Consider the following 18001-nt stretch of genomic DNA (forward strand, 5'->3'; position numbering starts at 1 on the left):
TCACGATCTGGACCCATTCACTGAACTGGATTAGTGATTGCGCTGGGTAGTCTGGCTCTGAGACATTGAATTTTCTCCCGATATAAGGGCACGGGTTTGACAACCTTACGAAAGTGCTAACCCCTGAACGTGGTTTCGTTCTCCTGGTAAGGGCCCTTTCATGTTCAAATCGATACGAATAGAGCACTGACCTTTCGCTTCCGTCCTTACGACGGAGTTGTCTGCTTATGTCTCGCGTATCGACCGGAAGCCTGAACATGCTGCAGGAGCGAATTCCCATCCTGAGACCGAATTCCTACGACGCCTTCTCCGCAGGAGACCGGAGGTTCGAAATACGACCAGTGCGCCTGGCCTGACCCGAGAGAGGCTTCGGGCAGCCGAGGACGACACCTACGGCCTGTTCGTCGACTTCCGTTGGCCCAAGAACGTCGGGAAGCCATATTGCCCTCGCTGTGGCTGCCTGGAGCCGTACGGCGTCGTCGTTCTGATGCTCGGAGCCGGAATGCCGCGCCGAATTTTCGGTTTTCGCCAACCGCAAGCTTTCATTCAAGAAGATCATCATGGCAATCTGGGAGGAGATCACGGCCGCCAAGGGCATGGCGGCGCTCCATCTGAGCCGCAAGGTCAACGTCCAGTATAAGACCGCCTACTTCCTGCTGCAGAAGCTCCGGGAGGCAGCCGACCTTCGCCGTGATGCGATCAAGCTGCACGGTACGGTGCAGATCGACGGCAAGTATGTGGGCGGCGTCCTCCGCAAGGTGACAAGAAGGAAGAGCGCAAGGACGGGCGCAAGAAGGAAAATCAGAACGGCAAGCGCATGTGAGTTCTGGCGCTGAGGGAGGCCAACCGCCATGCACCGAACAGAACGGTGACGCGGGTGATCCTGGACGAGAACGGCAAGGATGCATGGGCGGCCGTCGCCAAGCATGTCGAGCCGAAGGCGCTCCTGATCGCTGACGAACACAAGGCGCAACCAGGGCTTTGAAAGAAAGCGCTGTATAGATCCACCTGCTCCGCCCTTTTAGTCCGCTAGCAAAAGGCGGTAGGGGACCGACTTCTCGAAGCGGTTTCCTGCCGGCCGACAAGGGCTACGGCAGCGCTGAAATCCTCGCCAAGCCGGTCGAGTGTAAGGCTTCGGCAACATCGCGCCGAAGAACAACTGGAAGGGCTCAGTCGTCTTCTCACGCTGGGTCTATCGGCAGCGTAACCTCGGAAACGTCAAAAGCACCGGTTCGATCGTAATTGACGCAAAGCTGACAGTCGTGTGCGATCGCGCACATTGACAGGCTGGCATGATGCAAGCGCCGACGTGCATTGTGACCTCAACCCAAATCACTCCAATGCTGGGTTGGCCTTCGGACGGATCGCTCGCAAGGTTGACGCTGTTCAAATACTAGGCGGAGTGGCATAATCCGCGCCTCCCGACACACGGAGCACCGGAAGGCGCCTTCTGTCGCCATTGAAACATTCACTAACAATGATCTGGTGGCACACCAATTGCTTGTAGGAGCCCAGATCTCTGCCGGCAATGGTTCCGGTCCAAGCTCCAGTGGCTACTATCGACGATGACCAACACCTTTAGATGTAAGGCCCATCTTCGCGCATGTCGTACCGTACGAACGGAGCTCGTCAGCGATCATCACGCGCGGCGGCGTGCAGCCGATCCAAAGAGCTTTGTCACCAGCCACTGCTCAGCGCGGGAGCCTCTTCAGCTTTGGATCAAGACGTTGAGAGCGATGCCATTCTGGCCGACAGCTCCGCCGGAGCCAATGTTCTTCGCGCGCGATCGAAGTAACCGACGTTCAGATGTCATGTCGCCGCGAATGAGACTGCTTCAAGGGATTCCAGTGGGAGATCGCCTTGCCGAGTTAAGGCTCCCACTGGCACACGGTTTCATTGGTCACGCCGGTGCCGCATGTTGGCCGCCGCAATCCGCTAAACTTAACGGTGCCCTAGAACCTGAAGAGACACAGCGAAATCGGCCTTTTGTTTGGCACCGGTTGGACTAGGCCCGTTTTCGTTTTCGTCTCAAAAGTGGAGATGCGATATGATTTCGAATCACCAAGCCGACGTGGTTGGCGATAGCGACAAGCTCATCGAGCAAGCACTGCGAGCTGCCATGGATACTGCTCTAAGTCCGGCTGCGCCGGCTCACCTGCGTGGAGCGCTGGACGCGGCAGTGTTTCCAGGGGGCTCCCGGATGCGCCCCAAGCTCTGCTTGAAAGTCTCCTATGTGTGCGGCGAAAAAGATCCTGAGCTGGCGACAAGAGCCGCGGCAGCAATTGAATTGCTGCACTGTGCCTCGTTGGTGCATGACGACTTGCCTTGCTTCGATAACGCGGCGCTACGCCGCGGCAGACCAACGGTGCACCGGCTTTTCGGAGAGCCTATCGCCGTTTTGACCGGCGATGCCTTGATTGTGATGGCTTTCAAATACCTCAGCTTGCAGGCTGCGCTAACACCTGAGTTGGGCGCGCGCATGATCGAGGTGGTTGCGGAGGCGGTCGGCCCCAGTCACGGACTGATCGCCGGACAGTCGATGGAGGCAATGACGCACGTCCCAATCGACCGCTATCACCATTACAAGACCGGCTCCCTCTTTGTCGCGGCGGCCACTTGCGGTGCCCTGGCAAGTGGTGCAGATCCGGCCCCATGGTCTAAGGTGGGGGAATTGCTCGGGCACGCGTATCAGATCGCCGACGACATCGCAGATACAGTCGGCCGCGCAGAAGTGCTTGGCAAATTGCCTGCCGTGGACACGCAGCTGAATCGACCCAGTATCGTTCGCGGCCAAGGATTGGACAGCGCAGCCGCCAGATTTTATGCGTATCTCGAACAGATAGGTGACGCCATTCCTGCCAGCCCTCAAAAACGGTCCTTCGTTGACTGGCTTAATCATGCACTTTGCAAAGGCGTGGCTGGACCGGGAAAAGCCGGTCTGATTCAACAAACGGCGCTGGATTGCGCGCCTTTGTAAGCCCGAGTTACGGTACGCATAACCTAGCCGGCGGCATCATTACCGCTTCATCGTCAACAGCTGCTTCATGAACACTTCGTTCCCTGCATCGAACCGCTGGGCCAAGGTGGATTAGAGGTCTAGCTTTAGCGTTAACGGTTTTTGCAACCAGCTTGGAGGGCCGGCCGACAGAGCGGGCGACGCCGGCATCATCCGACTGGCGGATGCGCGGAGGGCAACAAGTGCGCGGAGGGCAACAAGCGCGCCTGGCGCAACGTCGCCAGATCAGGTGAGCCGGTGCAAAAGCAGGCGACGGCCAACTGGCGGATGACGACCTCGAAATGCGCAACGACCGCTTCGGTCGATACCGTAGCCGCCGGCAGCACGCCGGCTGCCTGCCCGGCAATGTCCGCTCCGAGGCGAATGGCCTTGGCCACGTCGACGCCGTCGCGGATCCCGCCGGACGCGATAAGCTTCACCGTTGGCAGTGCCCGACGGACCGCCTGCAAGCTGGCCGGTGTCGGGATCCCCCAATCGGCAAACGCCATCGCCACTGCACGGCCGGCGGCATCGCGGGCGCGCTCGCCCTCCACCGCGGCCCAACTGGTGCCGCCGGCTCCGGCGACATCAATCACCTCAACACCCGCCTCGACGAGCGCGCAGGCCACCGAGGCGGACAGGCCCCACCCGACTTCTTTGGCCACGATCGGCACGCCCACGCTACGCGCGGCGCGAGCCACCTGCGCCAGTACGCCGTGCCAGTCGCGGTCGCCATCCGGCTGTAGCACTTCCTGCAGCGGATTGAGATGGACGATCAGCCCATCAGCCTCCAGCGCATCGACAGCCCGGCGCGCCAGATCAAGGCCGTCGGCCTCGCGCAGTTGCGCAGCGCCGATATTGGCCAGCAAGGGAATGTCAGGCGCCAGGCGGCGTAGGGCGCGCGTCAGCCCCTGGGAATTGCGCGATTGCAGGCTCACGCGCTGCGAACCGACGCACATGGCGATCCCCAAGGCTTGCGCCGCCTCGCTCAGGTGCCGATTGATGGCCTCTGCGCGTGGCATTCCGCCGGTCATGGAACTGATCAGCAGCGGCGCACGCATGGGCTTGCCTAACAGCGATGTGCGCAGTTCGATCTGCGTCAGGTCCAGCTCGGGCAGTGCGCAGTGTTCGAACCGGATTTGCTCCCAGCCGGCAGCGACCGTGGCTGGCGCCGTTCGCCGATCCAGCACGAGGTCCAGATGGTCGTCCTTGCGCCGGGTCAGGGCGTCGTCGCACCCGCTCGCTCGATCCGCCGTATTGGGCGTTGGCGTTGCGTCGGATCGGACCGAGGGCGCCGCGCGCACGCCGCCGCCTCCCGCGCGTTCACGCCGGCGCACGCTGGCCTCCCCCCGCCGCATCGTTGCCGTAGCGGCTGATCGAGGTCTGGTAGTACTTCGCGCGAATGACCGCCATGGCCTCGATTAACGGTCCCCATGGTGCAGGAAAGCGTTCTTTCACCATCACTCGGTGCAGCATGCGCGCATGGCCGACCAGCTCGTCGTTGAGGAAATCCTCCACAGGCATAGCCGGATAACGCTGCAGGAGCAGGATGGCAGCGTTGTCGGCTTCTCCCGCCGCCCTATCCTTGGCGCATCCATGCAGATCGTTCTGCAGGCGCCCTATCGTGGAGATGAGCCGCAGCACCTGGCGAAACGCCGGACGCGCGCGCAGGGTCGCCATGTCCAGCCCCCATAGCAACGACAGGCAACAGAACACGTTCGCGTAGGCGATCGAATCGATGGAATTGTGCAAGTATTCGGCGTACGACCAGCGTTCAGCCCCCGCCGCCTGCGCGTGTCCGGCGCGCAGCGCCGCGCAGTAGCACCGGGTATCGTTTAGAAGCTCAGTATAGTCGCGCCTATCGTAGGCGAGCGCGGCCAGGGAAGCGCGCAGCACAGCGCAGCCCTCGAAACCGGGGACCGCGCATGGCACGCCCTGCCCCAGCGCCTGCTCCACCGCGGCCAGCTGCTCCGGCGCGATCAGGCCAAGGTCGTTGCAATCGTCGAGCCAAAACAGTAGCGCCAACTCGCAATAAAACGCCACGATCAGCTTTTCGTCCTGCGGATCTCGGCCGGTGCGGGCGCTGATATCGTGCAAGCTCGGTTGGATACACTGCAGGATGTACTGTCCGCCCCTAACTGCTTCTACGGCATGCTCGTCGGCGAATCCGGTCAGGGAACGCCCCCACTCCAGTACTTGCTGCAGCGCGCTTTCGGTCGGGATCATTGCGCTATTCCTCCTGCTCCCTCGGTCGGGATGCGCCGCCCCCAACGAAGAGCCAGCCACAAGCCGGCGAGTTCGATCACGCGCACGACCCGGGTCGGGCAATACAATTCCTTGCCGATCCACAGCGGCGTCTGCGGCAATTCATGCGCCTCATGGCGAGCGAGCATCCACTCCAGCGCGTGCGCGACCGCCAGCGCGATGCGGGCGCGCCCTGTCGGCTCTTCGCGCCCATCCATCACGTGCAACGCGAACAGCGCATAGGCGGTTTCCTCAAATGTTGACGCGCGACCCGCGCCCCAGCCGCCGTCATCGCGCTGCGCCTGCAACAGCGCCGCCAGCGCGCGCTCGTCGCGCCACTGGGGCGCGCCTTGCGCGAGCGCAGCGATTGCATGCGCGGTGGGATACAGCCACGAAACATGCCATTTGTCATTGTCCCATAGACCGTCCGCGTTGCGATTGGCCTCAAGGTAAGCGCTGGTACCGGCGGTGGGCTTTCCCAACAGTCTGAACGCATGCAGGGCGTGGATGTTGGTCGACACCGAGGCATTGCGCTCGCCGGGGAAGGTAACGAACAGCCCGCCGATTTCGAAGTGGCGCAACGCGTCGGCAGCCGGGTTGCGTCCTGCTAGGCGCAGGATGCACAACGCAACAGCAGTGTCGTCCGCATCGGCCGCGAAGTGCAAGGCCGGACCCAGACCGCGCACGCCCAGACAGGCATCGAGCTGCGCGACGATCACGCGCACCGCCTCGGCGAGCGCGGGATGCGAAAACAACCCGGCCAGATGCAGAGTGTACAGCGACCAGCATGGCTCGAACACGTTGATCGGCCAGACGCTGGGAACGACACCTTCGATGCCGCTGCGCGCCGCGCGCGATGCGGCCTGAAGATACCTGTCGGCACGCTCGACCTGTGGCGCGCTCGCCTGTGTGAGGGCGTGCGCACGCCACGCGGCGGTTGCCGCCGGGCTGATGCCGATGCTGCCGTCGTCGTCCAGGCATGCCGTGGTCGGCGACGTCCCCCAGGCTTCCCAGGAGTGCAACAACGGATGGCCGCTCGGCAGCGGTCCCACCGTCCCCAACTTAACCAGGCACGCTTGCCGCAACGGCAACAGCGCCGGGTAGCGCGGAAACACCACGTCGCCCACCAAGGATGTGGCCTCGCCGGAGATCTGCGGCAGGATCAGCTCCGCGCCTACCGGCGCGTCTTCCGGCACCGCATCCGCGTAGGGATCCGGCTGGCGCTCGAGGAACCGCGTTGCAGCCTGAACTGCGTCCGCAGCGCCGGGAAGAGAATCGGCACGCCGCAATGCAAGCAACGCCGCGCACGTGGGTACATGGCGGAACAGTGGGAAGTCAGCACTTCCCCATCCGCCATCGGCCTGTTGCTGCGCCATGAGCCACGCGTATCCGTTCTGCCGACCGGTGACGTTGCCGCTGAACTGCAAAACGCGCGCCGTGTCGTAAACGGACGGACTCACGCTGCCGCCATCGCGCGTCTCGTTCAGCAAGTGGCGCAATTCAGAAAGGATCTGTTCGGACAGCGCACTCATGCGGGATGTTCCCTCTGCAGGCAGTTGACGAGAAGCGCGGCGAAGCGCACCTATGCTGGCGGCGGTCCGCGGTGGGCAACCGCTCCGATCTGCGCCGTGGAATCGAACACAATGTAGCATCTAGCGGTGCCGCCGGCCGATCGCAGCGGTACGGCGGCGCCTCCGTGCGGACCGGCGCCAATGCGCACGGCGCGTGCTTGAACAGATACCCTTTTGGCCCGCTGCACGGCCTGCGCCAACCGCTCCGCACGCGGGCGCATCGAGGTGATGGCTTCCTCGGCCTCTGGCCATAGGCCCGGCACTGACTGGGGCGCTGCATGCAGCTTCGTGATCGGCACGCCGGTTGCTTTCTTCTCCGCCGCATGCTTGCCGGCGGCTTGCCCAGCGTCGCGTCATCCGCTGGCATGTCATCCTCGACCACCTACAATACAAGGCCGAAACAGGCGCGATAGCGATCCAGTGCGCGGTACAGCGTAACGCGCGGCATCCTCCGCGACGGCGCATAGCGCGCCCATGCCTATGGACGCGCGCACCAACAATCCGCCGCACGCCTGCGCGCCCGATCCGCCGAACGGGGAAACGCCAGTTCGGTCGTCGTTTAGCGTGGAACCCTTCTGCATGTTGTTCATCTCCTTCTACCTGACAGAGAATGCCGCGGCGAGCGGCGAGCCGCCGCGGTGCTGCCGGCGTCGCACCGCGCGCGCGCGCCGAATGCAGCAATGCCGCCCATCGTCTTCGCCGCTGCCTCTTGACACGGGGCAGAGGATCCCAGCTCATGAGAATCCGATGCGGACTGTCATGGACGGATGTGCGGTCGGGTAATAGCGCCGGCCTTTTTCGACGCCGCTCATCAATCGCGGCCGCACCCCGGCCTCCTGCATGGTCAATGCCAAGGCGATGCTGAACTGCACCAGCTCCAGCCATACAAGGTGATAGCCCATGCAGACGTGTGGGCCGGCACCGAACTGCAGCATGTCCACCGGCCGGATCGGCTCCGTGCGTTGCAGCCACCGCCCCAGACGGAACTGATCGGGCGCTTCGTGCAGCAGCGGCGAGGTCGAGAAATGCAGTAGTGGGATGCATAAATGAGTGCCCGCAGGAATGCGCCGCTGGCCGAGTTGTAGTTCCTGCATCGCGCGACGCGGTACGAGCGAGGAAGCCGGATGCATTCGTAGCGTCTCCCGAAACAGCGCCTCTGCGACCGGACATTGCGCCAGGTCCTCGTGCCCGGTCGGCACCGCGCCCACGCGTTGCGCCTCTTCGACCAGGGCGTCCCACAGCTCTGGATGCTGCGCCAGCTCGATCACCATCCAGGCTATCGTCGAGGCGGAGGTCTCGTGGCCGGCAAGCAGCAGCAAGCGGATATTGGCGACCAGGACGTCATCGGAGAGCGCGCCATCGCTGCAATCGAAGGCGCTCACCATGTCGTTGATCAACCCGGTGCGCGCGGCGCGCGCGCGCGCGTCCCGGATGAACTGGCGCGACTGCGCGTCGATCCAATCGCGGGCGGCGCGGCCGCGTCGCAAGGGCATCCCCGGCAGGTCGATCGGGGGCGCGACCATCAATTGCAGCAGTTGCCGGTACTTGCGATGCCACTCCGACAGGTCTTGAGCGGGGATGCCCATGAGACTGAAGGTGAGTTTGAGCATCAGGTTGCGTGTGTCTGGCAGGATAGCGACTTCACCGCGGTCGCGCCACGCCTTGACCTGAGCCCTAATAATTGGTTCGAACAGCTCGCCAATGCCGGCCTCGGTCAGACCCCTCGGCAGAAACGCCGCTTTTATCCCATCGCGCGCCTGCCGGTGCGCGCTACCGTCCAAAGTGACCAACGTTCCGCCAAGGATGTCGGGCGCCATCTCTTCGATCAGTGCCGAGGACACTTCCTTGTGCCGGAGCAATGCGAGCGCATCTGGATCCAGGCATGTCATCAGGTGTCCGGCCGGGCCGAAGTCCAGCCAGAAGTGGCTGCCTAGGGTCCTTTCCGCGCGCCGCAGCAGGCGCGGCAGATCGCAGACGATGGCGGGGAGATGCCCGACCAGGGGGAAAGCGCCAGGCATGACCGGGATGTCGTCCCGTAGCCGGCGCCAGCGGTTCAGCGGGTTGAGCAGCATGTCCATCACCAATGCGACGCTGCGGTTGCTTCGGCGGCGTCACCGGCCGGCCGAGCCGCGCTGTTGCCACCGTCGGCGTAGGTTGGAACATGCGCCAACATGCCGCCGTCGATGCACACCACCTGGCCGGTGATGAACGCAGCCTCCTCCGAGAGCAGGAACGCGACCAGCGCGGCTACGTCCTCGGGGCGGCCGACGTGCGGCAGGAGCTGGTGCCGGTGTAGATGCCGTTGCATGCACTCGTCCAGCTTGGCGAAGAGACGTTCAGTCATGACAAGACCTGGCGCAACCGCGTTGCAGCGGATCTTCGCGTGTCCGTATTGGGTGGCAAGCGAGGCCGACAGCATGTTCATTGCGGCCTTCGACGCGGCGTATGACGTCAGTGCGGTGTCGCCGCTGAGCCCTTGGCACGATGACATGTTCACGATCGCGCCACCACCACGGCCGATCATTTGTGGGATGGCCTGCCGGCAGCAAAGGAGCGTGCCGCGCAAATTGGTCGCCATGGTCTGGTCCCAGACCGCCACGTCCAGGTCGAGGATCGCGCGGTCGTGCGGAGTCAAATGCATGGCGCTCGCATTGTTCACAAGCACGTCGACCCCACCGAAGCGCCGCTTCGCCGTTTTGAACAGCTCTGCCACCGCCTGCGCATCTGCGATGTCCATGGCCACGGCCAGCGCTTGGCCCGCTTCGGCTGCGATCTGTGCGGTGCAGGCGATGGCAGCGGGGCCATCAATGTCGGCCACCACCACTCTGCCGCCCTCGCGCGCGATGGCGAGGGCGCATGCCTTGCCGATCCCGGCGCCGGCGCCGGTCACCACGGCCACCTTGCCTTTAAATCGTTCCATCATGTTCTCCTGGATTGCGTAGGTCTTTCGCTGCATGTCGCTCAGCGTCTGCCGGAGAGGGCGTAGGGCCGGGGTTGGTGCAATGGTCATCGCCGGCTTCGCTTTCGATCACCCGAATGGCCGCGACCGGGCACTGGCTGGCTGCTAGGCGCACGGCGGCGTGCAGCGCCTGCGGGACCGTCGCCATGCACACTTCCGCCACGCCGTCCGGCTCCCGCTGACGAAAGGTGCCCGGCAGCGTCAACACGCACTGACCAGTGGTTCCGCACAGGTCCTGGTCGACCACGACGCGAACCTCAGCCGCCGCCTGCGCGTGCAGCCGCACCGGCAGCGCGCGGAACGTCCTAAGGAACGCTGAGGGCTCCCGGGTCGGCTGCTCGGCCAAGGCCAACGTGGGGAAGCGAGCCTGGATCTGCGGCAGGCTCTCGGCCAGTTGCACCCTGGCGAGTTGAGCACCTAGGCAGAAGTGGATGCCGTGGCCGAAGCTCAGCATAATCTTTCCGTCGCTCGACATGCCAGGCCTGGTGCCGTAGAACCGCACCGGATCGAAGCGGTCGGGATCAGCGAAAGCGTCCGGGTCGCGATTGCCGGCCGCGATCAGCACGCGCACGTCCGCGTCCTTCGGGATCACCACGCCATGCAGTTCGATGTCGCGCTGGGCGATACGCGGAATGGAGCTGAACATGGCCGGCGCCTCGCAGCGCAGTACTTCTTCTACAAATGCCTCCACCCCTGCGGCGTCTCCCTGCAGCCAGTGCCGCTCCTCGGGGTAGGCCAGCATCGCCAGCACCGCATGGTCGATAGTCGCAGCAGTGGTGGCGAAGCCGCCCAGCAACATGCCCCACAGCATGCTGATCAACTCCGCGTCCGAGAGCGTATCGGCGTCGTCGGTGTGTGCGCCGACCAGTGTCGACACGATGTCGCGGCGGGGATCGGCGCGCTTGCGCAGTATGAGGTCGCCGAAATAGGCCTTCACCCTGGCGCTGGCCACGTCCGCCGCGGCGAGGTGTGGATCGCTGGCGTGCGGGCTCAGGCCTTCTAGAATGGCGCTGACGATCGCTGAGAGCTCGAAAACGTCGTCTTGGGGCATGCCGAACAATTCAGCGAAGACAAGCATGGGCAAGGCCAGTGCGAATTCCCGATGCAGGTCCACCGCCTCTCCTCGCTCCAGTGCGGGCGCCATGCCATCCAGGCGAGCTGCGACGATGCGCGCGATGCTCGGCCGCAGGTTGTCGATCTGGCCCACGGTGAAATCGCGCGAAATCAGCCGGCGCAAACGCGTATGCGTCGGTGGTTCCTTCATGGCTAGCGTAGACGCCAGCAGATTGAGCGACAGGCTGCTCGCCGCACGCGGGAAATAGCGCGCCAGTTCGGATGGCGCCGGCCCCCGAAACGCATCGCCCGTAGCCTTGAACGCCCAGTAGATGTCGGCGTGGCGGCTCAACAGAAAGAGGCCCGACGCCGCGCGGTGCACCGGATCGTGCTCTCGCAACCACCGCATGAACGGGTACGGGTCTTGGATGCATGCTGGCGACGCCAGCTCGGCGAAGGCGTCGTGGCATGCTGCCGTGGTGTCTTGCACGTCCATCTTGATTACCTGTCGAGTGGCTGATCTGACCGGTGCGCGCCAGGCGCCGCCAAATGAGAAGATTGCGATGCCGGGGGGCGTCCGCACCAGAGCACCGGCATCTCCTCGAACCCGCCGGTAATGATCTCCTTGCGCAACTTCAGTTCTTCGGGCGCCACGGCCAGGCGCAACGCGGGAAAGCGCTGGAAGATCGAACCGAATATGGCCTTCAGTTCCAGCCTCGCCAGCGCCGCCCCGATGCAATTGTGCTGCCCGTAGGAGAACGCCAGGTGGGGATTTGCGTCGCGTCCGATGTCGAAGACTTCCGGGTCTTTGAAATGGCGCGGATCAAACGAGGTCGCCGGCAGGCCGACCAGTACTTTGCTCTCCGCGGGTATATGCACGCCCGCGATGTTAACGTCGGTCCGGGGATAGCGCATGATGCCGTCCCACCCCGCGCCAGGCGAATACATGCGCAGTATTTCTTCCACCGCCTTGTCCACCAGGGAAGGATCGCGGACCAGGCGTTCGCGCTGTTGCGGATGGCGAAACATGGCCAGCAGGCCGAATTCGATCTGCGCGACGGTGCTCTCGTGCCCCGCCACCAGCACGCCCGCCGCGAGGCCGATCGCCTCTTCCTCGGTCGCTTTGCCCTGGTCGACCGCGGCTAGCAGATCCGTCAGCAGGTTATCGCCCGGATCCTGTCGCTTGCCCCGTATTTTGCCGTGGATGTAGGCGCGGAGCTCTTCCCAGGCCAGGCCGGACGCGCTGCGCGGGCCGCTTTCATGCTGGTGCGTCATCACCTCGTCGGAGAGCCCTGCGAAAAAGGCGTGTTCCTCGAAGGGCACGCCCATCAGCGCGCTGATTACCTTGGCCGGAAGCGGAAAGGAGAGATGGCGTCGCAAGTCCGCGGGCTGGGGCTGAACCGCCAGCGTATCGAACAACTGCACGGTGATCGCCTCGACCTGCTGCGTAAGCAGCTTCACCCTGCTGTTGCTGAAGGCCGGCGCCACGATCGTGCGTAACCGAGCATGCTCGTCCCCTTCGTGCGAGACCAGCCATCCCGGCGAACCGAGAATGACCGAATCTGGGGTGAAATCCGCCGGAGGCATTCCCGCGGGCCGGAATGCCGCGTCAGACAGCACCGCCTTGGCCTCGTCATAGCCTGTCACCCACCAGCATTCGTGCCCGGACGGAAGGCGCACGCGGTGGATCGGACCCTTGGCGCGTAGCGCCAACATCTCGGGCGAGGGCTCGATGTGATCGACCCGCCACATCGGCAGCGTCGGCAAGGATTGTTCGGACATGGTGACGCTTCACTCTTTAAGCCCGGAAGGGGCGGAAGATGACGGGCGGACTGCGGGCAGCAAATGAGTTAAGACAGCGTGTAGACGACGTCCTCCTTGGCGATTGCCAGCGCCAGATCCTCCGGCCGCACGAACGGCGGGGGGAAGGCACGTCCCAATTTCAGGCGCGCCAGCGCAGCGCCCACGCACAGATGCGGCCCCTGGCCGAGGGGCAGGTGCGGGTTTTGCAGCCGGTTGAAATCGAACATGTCGGTAACGCCATAGGTCGGCCGACCGTAGGAATTCGCGCAGCAGGTTCGACCCCACCCGCCCACCGACCCGTCCGCAAACATAACTTCCAAACCAGTCCCACACGCCCGGTTTCCCGCCTGGCTCAAGGTCCGCCGCTTTGGCTGTACCGCTCGCGACGTGTGTGGCTCGCAAACGAAGAACTCTAGATCGCATCCAACACTCCTCACATTTTCCCGGCGCACAACCGAGCCACTATCATTGCCACAGCAAACCATCGGACCTCACGAGACGCGAACAGCGACGCGCCGCCCGAAGACCATCGCGCTGCGATTGGCGACATACCGTGACCAGAGCAAATCGCGTGCCGAAGTGAATTCGTGGGCTCAGCAGGCATTTCGTAGCAGCGCGTAGTGTCAAGCTCCCGCCATTCAGTCTCAATGCCGACAACCGCGGAGTACATGTCTGACAAAAGCCTGATCTAACGCCGGTCTGCGTCCGACAGTCGGCGACCTGCATGGGATGCCCCGAGGCGAGCTTTCGTGCAACAATCCGCGCCATCTTCGACGTCGAAGTTGCCCCGCCAGTTTTCGTCCCATGGGCGGGAACGTCGTCGACTGCGCCGCCGCGTTAAAAGCGCCGGCTTTGGGCAAATCTGACTGGACCCGCCTCGACCCTCCGGTAATAAAGTTTGCGGAGCTTATTTCCGCCAGATGCAAGTTCCGAGCTTGCAGTCATCTCGTTGACGTTGTTCTCAATGTTTCCACCCCCGCGCTTACCGAGACGGTCGAGCTTCTCGATCGGCGTAGGTCTAAAAGGCAACGGGAAACGATCAAATTTCGAGGCATGTTCTCTTCCGGAAACATGTCATCTAATCAGAAGCGGCGGTCGGCAGCAGTCGCCTTAGTCGGAGACCTTCTAAACCAGACGATGCCCGATCCATGCCGAAGATGAAGCAATCGGGAGACCAATGCAGCATCTCATGGACCGCCGCACCGTGGTGAAAAAAGCGGTCCTCGGTTGCTGGAGGTTGTTGAATAGTTCCATGACATCGAATTGAGCTTACGCCTGATGAATTCGGTCAATACCTACACCGCTAAGGGGTGCGCCGTTTACGCCTTGGGTCAAGCTTGGGGACGTTGGACTGCTCTGTTTTATCGCGATCACGTTTTTGTGGCTGGTCTGCCTGCCGAGTTCCTGAATGTATCGATCTGTCGCTCTCGCGCGTGGGCCGGAAGGACATAAATAGCAGGCTCAAGAAATAAACGACCTGAAGGAAAACCGAAGCCGCTAAGGTTACGGCGAACGCTTTGAAGATGGAAAGCGAGGCGGCGTAGGCCGAAACAGCGCTGGTGCACGTGACCAGCAGCAGGATGCAAAAAAAGGTTCTAAAGGGCAAGGTCTTGCTCCCGTTCGTTCGTCCAATGTTTCAACTGCGTCGACGCCGATGATTTCGCCCGGTTCGTCTACGCTATGAACGTGCATGACTTCGCCGAGAGCAGGCGTTGAAACAGCGTCTGCATGCAAAGCGGGTTGCGCCGTCGACAGCGATCAACTACTTCGGCATTCAGCTGGTGCCATAGGTTGCCAAAAGCCGGGTCAGCGCGAACACGCCAAAATGGCGACTTTTTCCTTCGCGGCTTCCAACTCGGCAAATGCACTGAACGTCTTCCGCCCTTCAGTGTTGACCTTTGTCCAGTTGAACGGGAGGCCTTCGGCAACGTAGTGAACGCCGCTTTGAGGCGTCAGCTTTCCGTTTCTCCAGCCCATGTCGGCACACTCGCGGACTCTGAGCGAATCGGCGCGACCTGGATCCTATCATTCGTCATTGCGCTCATAGGAGCACCGGGGAGCGGCGATCAATACGCACTTGCAGGCTTTCCAGTGCGCCCGCAACGATGAGGCCCTTGTTCGCCACTCGGTCCATCGGAGCAAACACAGGATCAAGCACCGGCCGGCAACATTCAAAACGTCGCGCGGCTTCCGTCATCGTTATTGACGGTGAACGATAAGGTTTACTACCGTCGCCTCCCAAAAGCGCTATCTGCCCGGCAAGAGGGATCGGGTACCCGTCAAAGATCGTGAAGGCGGTTAACCCAACTCGCAAAGCTTCTTCCCCAACAAATAGCGAGTGCATGTCGTCGAAGCGGATCATCTGAATAAGATCACTGCCAATTAAACCGGAGATCGATGCAATGCTGTTGCGATCAGGGAGCTCAGCGGCGCGAAAGATCGCACTTTCCGGCTCCAACAGATACACAAAATTTTCCATATCCTTGCCTTCTAAATTCTTGAAAAGAGCCCGTGCCCAGCTGCTTTTGACGGGAGCGAAAGCGACTCGTGCATCAACTCGGGATAGCGACAACGCGCGGCAATATGCAGATTCAGCGTGCTGTGTAAATGGTCCTGCGCCAATTCGGTTCGGTTCAATTCAAGTCACGCTCCGGACGTGTCGCTCCAATGTCGCCCATATCGTTGACTTTATTTAGATATTTGAATACGCGTGGTTTTATTCCGGCGCGCCCCCATACCAATTCCGCGCCAAACATGTACGCGACGATGTTGGACCATACCAGCAGCCGCGCAGTGGACTAAGGCGAGTTCAGCAATCGAACGTGGCGGCCATCGGCGTCGCCGCTCGTATGGCTCGACATTTGTCCCAAATTTGCGGAACGGGATCCCGACCTTGGGCAGGCTATGCAAACGGGTGCGTGTTCCAAGTTTGACGAGAGCTGTACGCTGTACGAATACCCCGGCAGAATTGGAAATCATCTCCCATGCTGCAGACGCGAGAAGCTGACGAGTGGAGCTTCTATCAAGGCACCCCTTGCGACGCTGAAGCAGAAAGAAAATTTGCAATCGGCAAGTTCCATCCGAGCATCACGACATTTGGCTAGCGCAACCGGGGCAACAGCCGCGCTCACTGTTGGCTTACTTAAAGTGTGCTGAGTGCCGCGGTCGCGAGTTCGCGCTCGGTCCCCAGGCGTTTTTGGTGCCGCGTTTTTAGTGCTATTCAAAACGCGGATGACGGCATCCAATCAATCTATTTTTCCTGATTAGCGACCTTGGTGCATGATCAAAGCGTCTAACCAAACAAGGTGATCGCGACGTCAGCGGAGAAACGTAAAAAATGCAATAGATAGGAAGCGGCAGATTTTATTGCGTATCCCGGAGAGATACTGCCGCCGCCATGTTGCTCGCTATGGCGGCGGCCCTCGGAGTGTGGCGAACAGGCCCGGTCTCCAACTACTCTGAGGACTATCGAAGAGACATATGATAACTCTCATCGACGGCTAAGGCGTCGTTGCGCAGCAGTTGATCTTCGATCTTCCCTCAGATTGCCGCACTCAGACTGCTCAATCGGCGCCGCAGATTGAAAGCCTGCGTTTGTCCGTTTGACGACAGCGGGAGGCGGGATCGCCTCCCGCTGCACAGGCGATCGAGTGATTGAAAAGCCGGCTTCAATTGTCACTTGCTCAAGTTGGCACAACCTTTGAATGTTCGCCTTCCGGGGACCAAAGCAGCCAACTGAATTCGATTATTGGAGAAAGCGACGAAGCGCATGCCAAATGTGCATCACATCGGGGTCTTGACGGTAGCGGTACCAACTGTGGACGCCGCACGTCAAACCGGCCTAGCCGTCGACCACTGCGACGATTGCCAAACACTCTATTTCAGCCGACCATGCCAGATGGGTCTCAAGTTATTTGATGACTATGTGCTCTTCCGCTTTTTTTCGCGCGCACTTGAAGAAATTGAGATGGGGATTGCCACCGCGACCGAGGCAACCGGCCTTTCGCTTAGGGAGCTGCGGGATACAACCCGCAGTTTCCCAGCAAGGCTTATCCGCGCCTTTGCCCTGCAAGAGGCGAGTGATTGCGTGCCTGATGCGGAGGAGCAACTGTTGCGCGACATGCTCCTAGCGCATGTGCGGCCAGGCGACCCTGAGGGCGTGCGTTTTGCTAAGATCATTGCGCGACGTTCCATGCGTGAAGACCACCTCTGGCGGGATCTCGGCTTGCATGACAAAGCCGAACTTAGGAGATTGCTGTTCGCGCATTTTCCGGCGCTGGCGGCAGGCAACACCTGCAACATGAGGTGGAAAAAATATTTCTACCGCAAGATTTGCGAAGCTGAAGGCTTTTCCCTTTGTAGCGCTCCCAGCTGCAAGGAATGCGGCGATTTTAATGAATGCTTTCTCCCTGAGGAAAGCGGAAGTCTTTCTGGAGCGGCAGAGTTCGTCGGGCACGAGATCTTGAAAACGTAAAGGCCACAGATGCAATCTTGGCGGGCTTGTCCGGCGACGTTGAACCGATACGGGGGATTATTGCTCCCGATGTTGCGACTGTGCGGGCACGCGCAAATGTCGCTTTCCTAAATATGAGCGGTGATGTCGTCGTCGGATAATGATCATCGGTCCATTCTATAGCGCCTACTAAAATTGCCTTAAGCTCTTCGCCATATTCGACTACGCGATCTACAATTTGTCGGAGCTGAGCGTGCGGCCGGAAAAAAGCATCCGCGACTAGCGCTTTAACTTGATAGCTTGCTCACGATCTTTGCTGTAGCCTTCGAGCATTTCCTCCAGAATTTGGCCCGCTGACGATCGAAACCGGCTCCGTTGTCAATCTCGCCAATGGCGGAACAATCCGGGCCTGCAAGACTTCAGCTGCCAAGCTGTCGGCATTCCTCCTATTTGTTCGTGGAGACAGCATAACAGCGAGCTTGTTGTAAGCGACAATCTCTACTGTGCCTTCATATGCGTTCTGCTGATCATCCGGCCTTAATTCCGACGCGCGGTGCGAAGCCGATTGGCCGTCAATGCGGTGCCGATCTGTTTGGCTCTACGACTTGCCACACTACTTCTGTCCCTCGCCTGAGATGTAAGGATACGGACGAGATTTGTTGATCTTTGACGCAAGCGATTTCCAACCGACAAGACCTCGCAGCCGCTTCATCCAGTTTGGCGGTTTCGAGACAAGAGTTTGTCGATCCCGCCTTCGAAAGTTTGGAATTAAATAGCTGAAGATCAGCAAAACAACTGTTTTATATGCTGCTGCCCACATGGCACGGGTTTTGAAGATTGCCATGCGAGGCGGCGCGAGCTGCCTGCCTTTTACTCAGCGATGGATGGAACGAAAGAAGGAAGGCGATATGTCAGATTTGCGT

14 protein-coding genes and 2 pseudogenes are annotated in these 18001 nt (G+C 61.4%); 5 read left to right on the forward strand and 11 right to left on the reverse strand.

What is annotated here, in order from left to right:
- Positions 1–560: 560 nt before the first annotated feature.
- The 3 genes and pseudogenes from QWJ46_RS27375 to QWJ46_RS27385 all read left to right on the forward strand — a co-directional run.
- Positions 561–836, forward strand: coding sequence for a hypothetical protein (locus tag QWJ46_RS27375; protein ID WP_004671970.1), 276 nt, complete (start codon positions 561–563; stop codon positions 834–836).
- 32 nt (positions 837–868) lie between these two features.
- Entirely contained in the window at positions 869–985 is a 117-nt protein-coding gene (locus tag QWJ46_RS27380; RefSeq protein WP_008536526.1) for a transposase, read from the forward strand.
- 86 nt (positions 986–1071) lie between these two features.
- Positions 1072–1211, forward strand: a pseudogene (locus QWJ46_RS27385) (IS5/IS1182 family transposase); the annotation flags it as partial.
- A 375-nt stretch (positions 1212–1586) separates the two neighbouring features.
- On the opposite strand, the pseudogene QWJ46_RS27390 reads toward QWJ46_RS27385, so the two are convergent.
- Positions 1587–1796: pseudogene (locus tag QWJ46_RS27390) on the reverse strand (IS6 family transposase); the annotation flags it as partial.
- A gap of 251 nt (positions 1797–2047) precedes the next feature.
- Between QWJ46_RS27390 and QWJ46_RS27395 the strand changes: the two are divergent.
- Positions 2048–2977: a polyprenyl synthetase family protein gene (locus QWJ46_RS27395; protein WP_004671969.1), complete on the forward strand. Its 930-nt coding sequence runs from the start codon at positions 2048–2050 to the stop codon at positions 2975–2977.
- Positions 2978–3165: 188 nt separating this feature from the next.
- Here the strand turns inward: QWJ46_RS27395 and fni are convergent, their stop codons facing one another.
- From fni to QWJ46_RS27445, 10 genes are all read right to left on the reverse strand, one after another.
- The gene (fni, locus tag QWJ46_RS27400) at positions 3166–4332 is read right to left on the reverse strand and encodes a type 2 isopentenyl-diphosphate Delta-isomerase (protein ID WP_018247206.1); all 1167 of its coding nucleotides are present in this window, start codon (positions 4330–4332) and stop codon (positions 3166–3168) included.
- A complete protein-coding gene (locus tag QWJ46_RS27405) occupies positions 4319–5221 on the reverse strand; it encodes a hypothetical protein (protein ID WP_004671966.1) in 903 nt (300 codons plus the stop codon). Before QWJ46_RS27405 ends, fni begins: the two co-directional genes overlap by 14 nt.
- Positions 5218–6771, reverse strand: a complete 1554-nt coding sequence (locus QWJ46_RS27410; RefSeq protein ID WP_018247207.1) for a hypothetical protein — start codon at positions 6769–6771, stop codon at positions 5218–5220. Before QWJ46_RS27410 ends, QWJ46_RS27405 begins: the two co-directional genes overlap by 4 nt.
- A gap of 773 nt (positions 6772–7544) precedes the next feature.
- Positions 7545–8888 (reverse strand): cytochrome P450, encoded by a 1344-nt coding sequence (locus QWJ46_RS27415; RefSeq protein WP_018247208.1) that lies wholly within the window; start codon positions 8886–8888, stop codon positions 7545–7547.
- Positions 8888–9730, reverse strand: coding sequence for an SDR family oxidoreductase (locus QWJ46_RS27420; RefSeq protein WP_018247209.1), 843 nt, complete (start codon positions 9728–9730; stop codon positions 8888–8890). The genes QWJ46_RS27415 and QWJ46_RS27420 overlap by 1 nt, the downstream gene beginning before the upstream one ends.
- Complete coding sequence (locus QWJ46_RS27425; protein ID WP_004673819.1) at positions 9717–11318, reverse strand: cytochrome P450; 1602 nt, start codon at positions 11316–11318, stop codon at positions 9717–9719. The genes QWJ46_RS27420 and QWJ46_RS27425 overlap by 14 nt, the downstream gene beginning before the upstream one ends.
- Positions 11319–11323: 5 nt before the next feature.
- Entirely contained in the window at positions 11324–12604 is a 1281-nt protein-coding gene (locus QWJ46_RS27430; RefSeq protein WP_004673818.1) for a cytochrome P450, read from the reverse strand.
- Positions 12605–12672: 68 nt separating this feature from the next.
- Complete coding sequence (locus tag QWJ46_RS27435) at positions 12673–12852, reverse strand: hypothetical protein (protein WP_004673817.1); 180 nt, start codon at positions 12850–12852, stop codon at positions 12673–12675.
- Between the two features lie 1579 nt (positions 12853–14431).
- Complete coding sequence (locus QWJ46_RS27440) at positions 14432–14602, reverse strand: CCE_0567 family metalloprotein (protein ID WP_004673816.1); 171 nt, start codon at positions 14600–14602, stop codon at positions 14432–14434.
- Between the two features lie 64 nt (positions 14603–14666).
- On the reverse strand, positions 14667–15104 hold the full coding sequence (locus QWJ46_RS27445) for a hypothetical protein (protein ID WP_004673815.1): 438 nt from the start codon (positions 15102–15104) through the stop codon (positions 14667–14669).
- Between the two features lie 1290 nt (positions 15105–16394).
- Between QWJ46_RS27445 and QWJ46_RS27450 the strand changes: the two genes are divergently transcribed.
- A complete protein-coding gene (locus QWJ46_RS27450) occupies positions 16395–17099 on the forward strand; it encodes a nitrogen fixation protein NifQ (protein ID WP_004673813.1) in 705 nt (234 codons plus the stop codon).
- Positions 17100–18001 lie beyond the last annotated feature (902 nt).

This window comes from Rhizobium sp. CBN3 (genome assembly GCF_030518245.1).
GTDB classification, from domain to species: domain Bacteria; phylum Pseudomonadota; class Alphaproteobacteria; order Rhizobiales; family Rhizobiaceae; genus Rhizobium; species Rhizobium aethiopicum_A.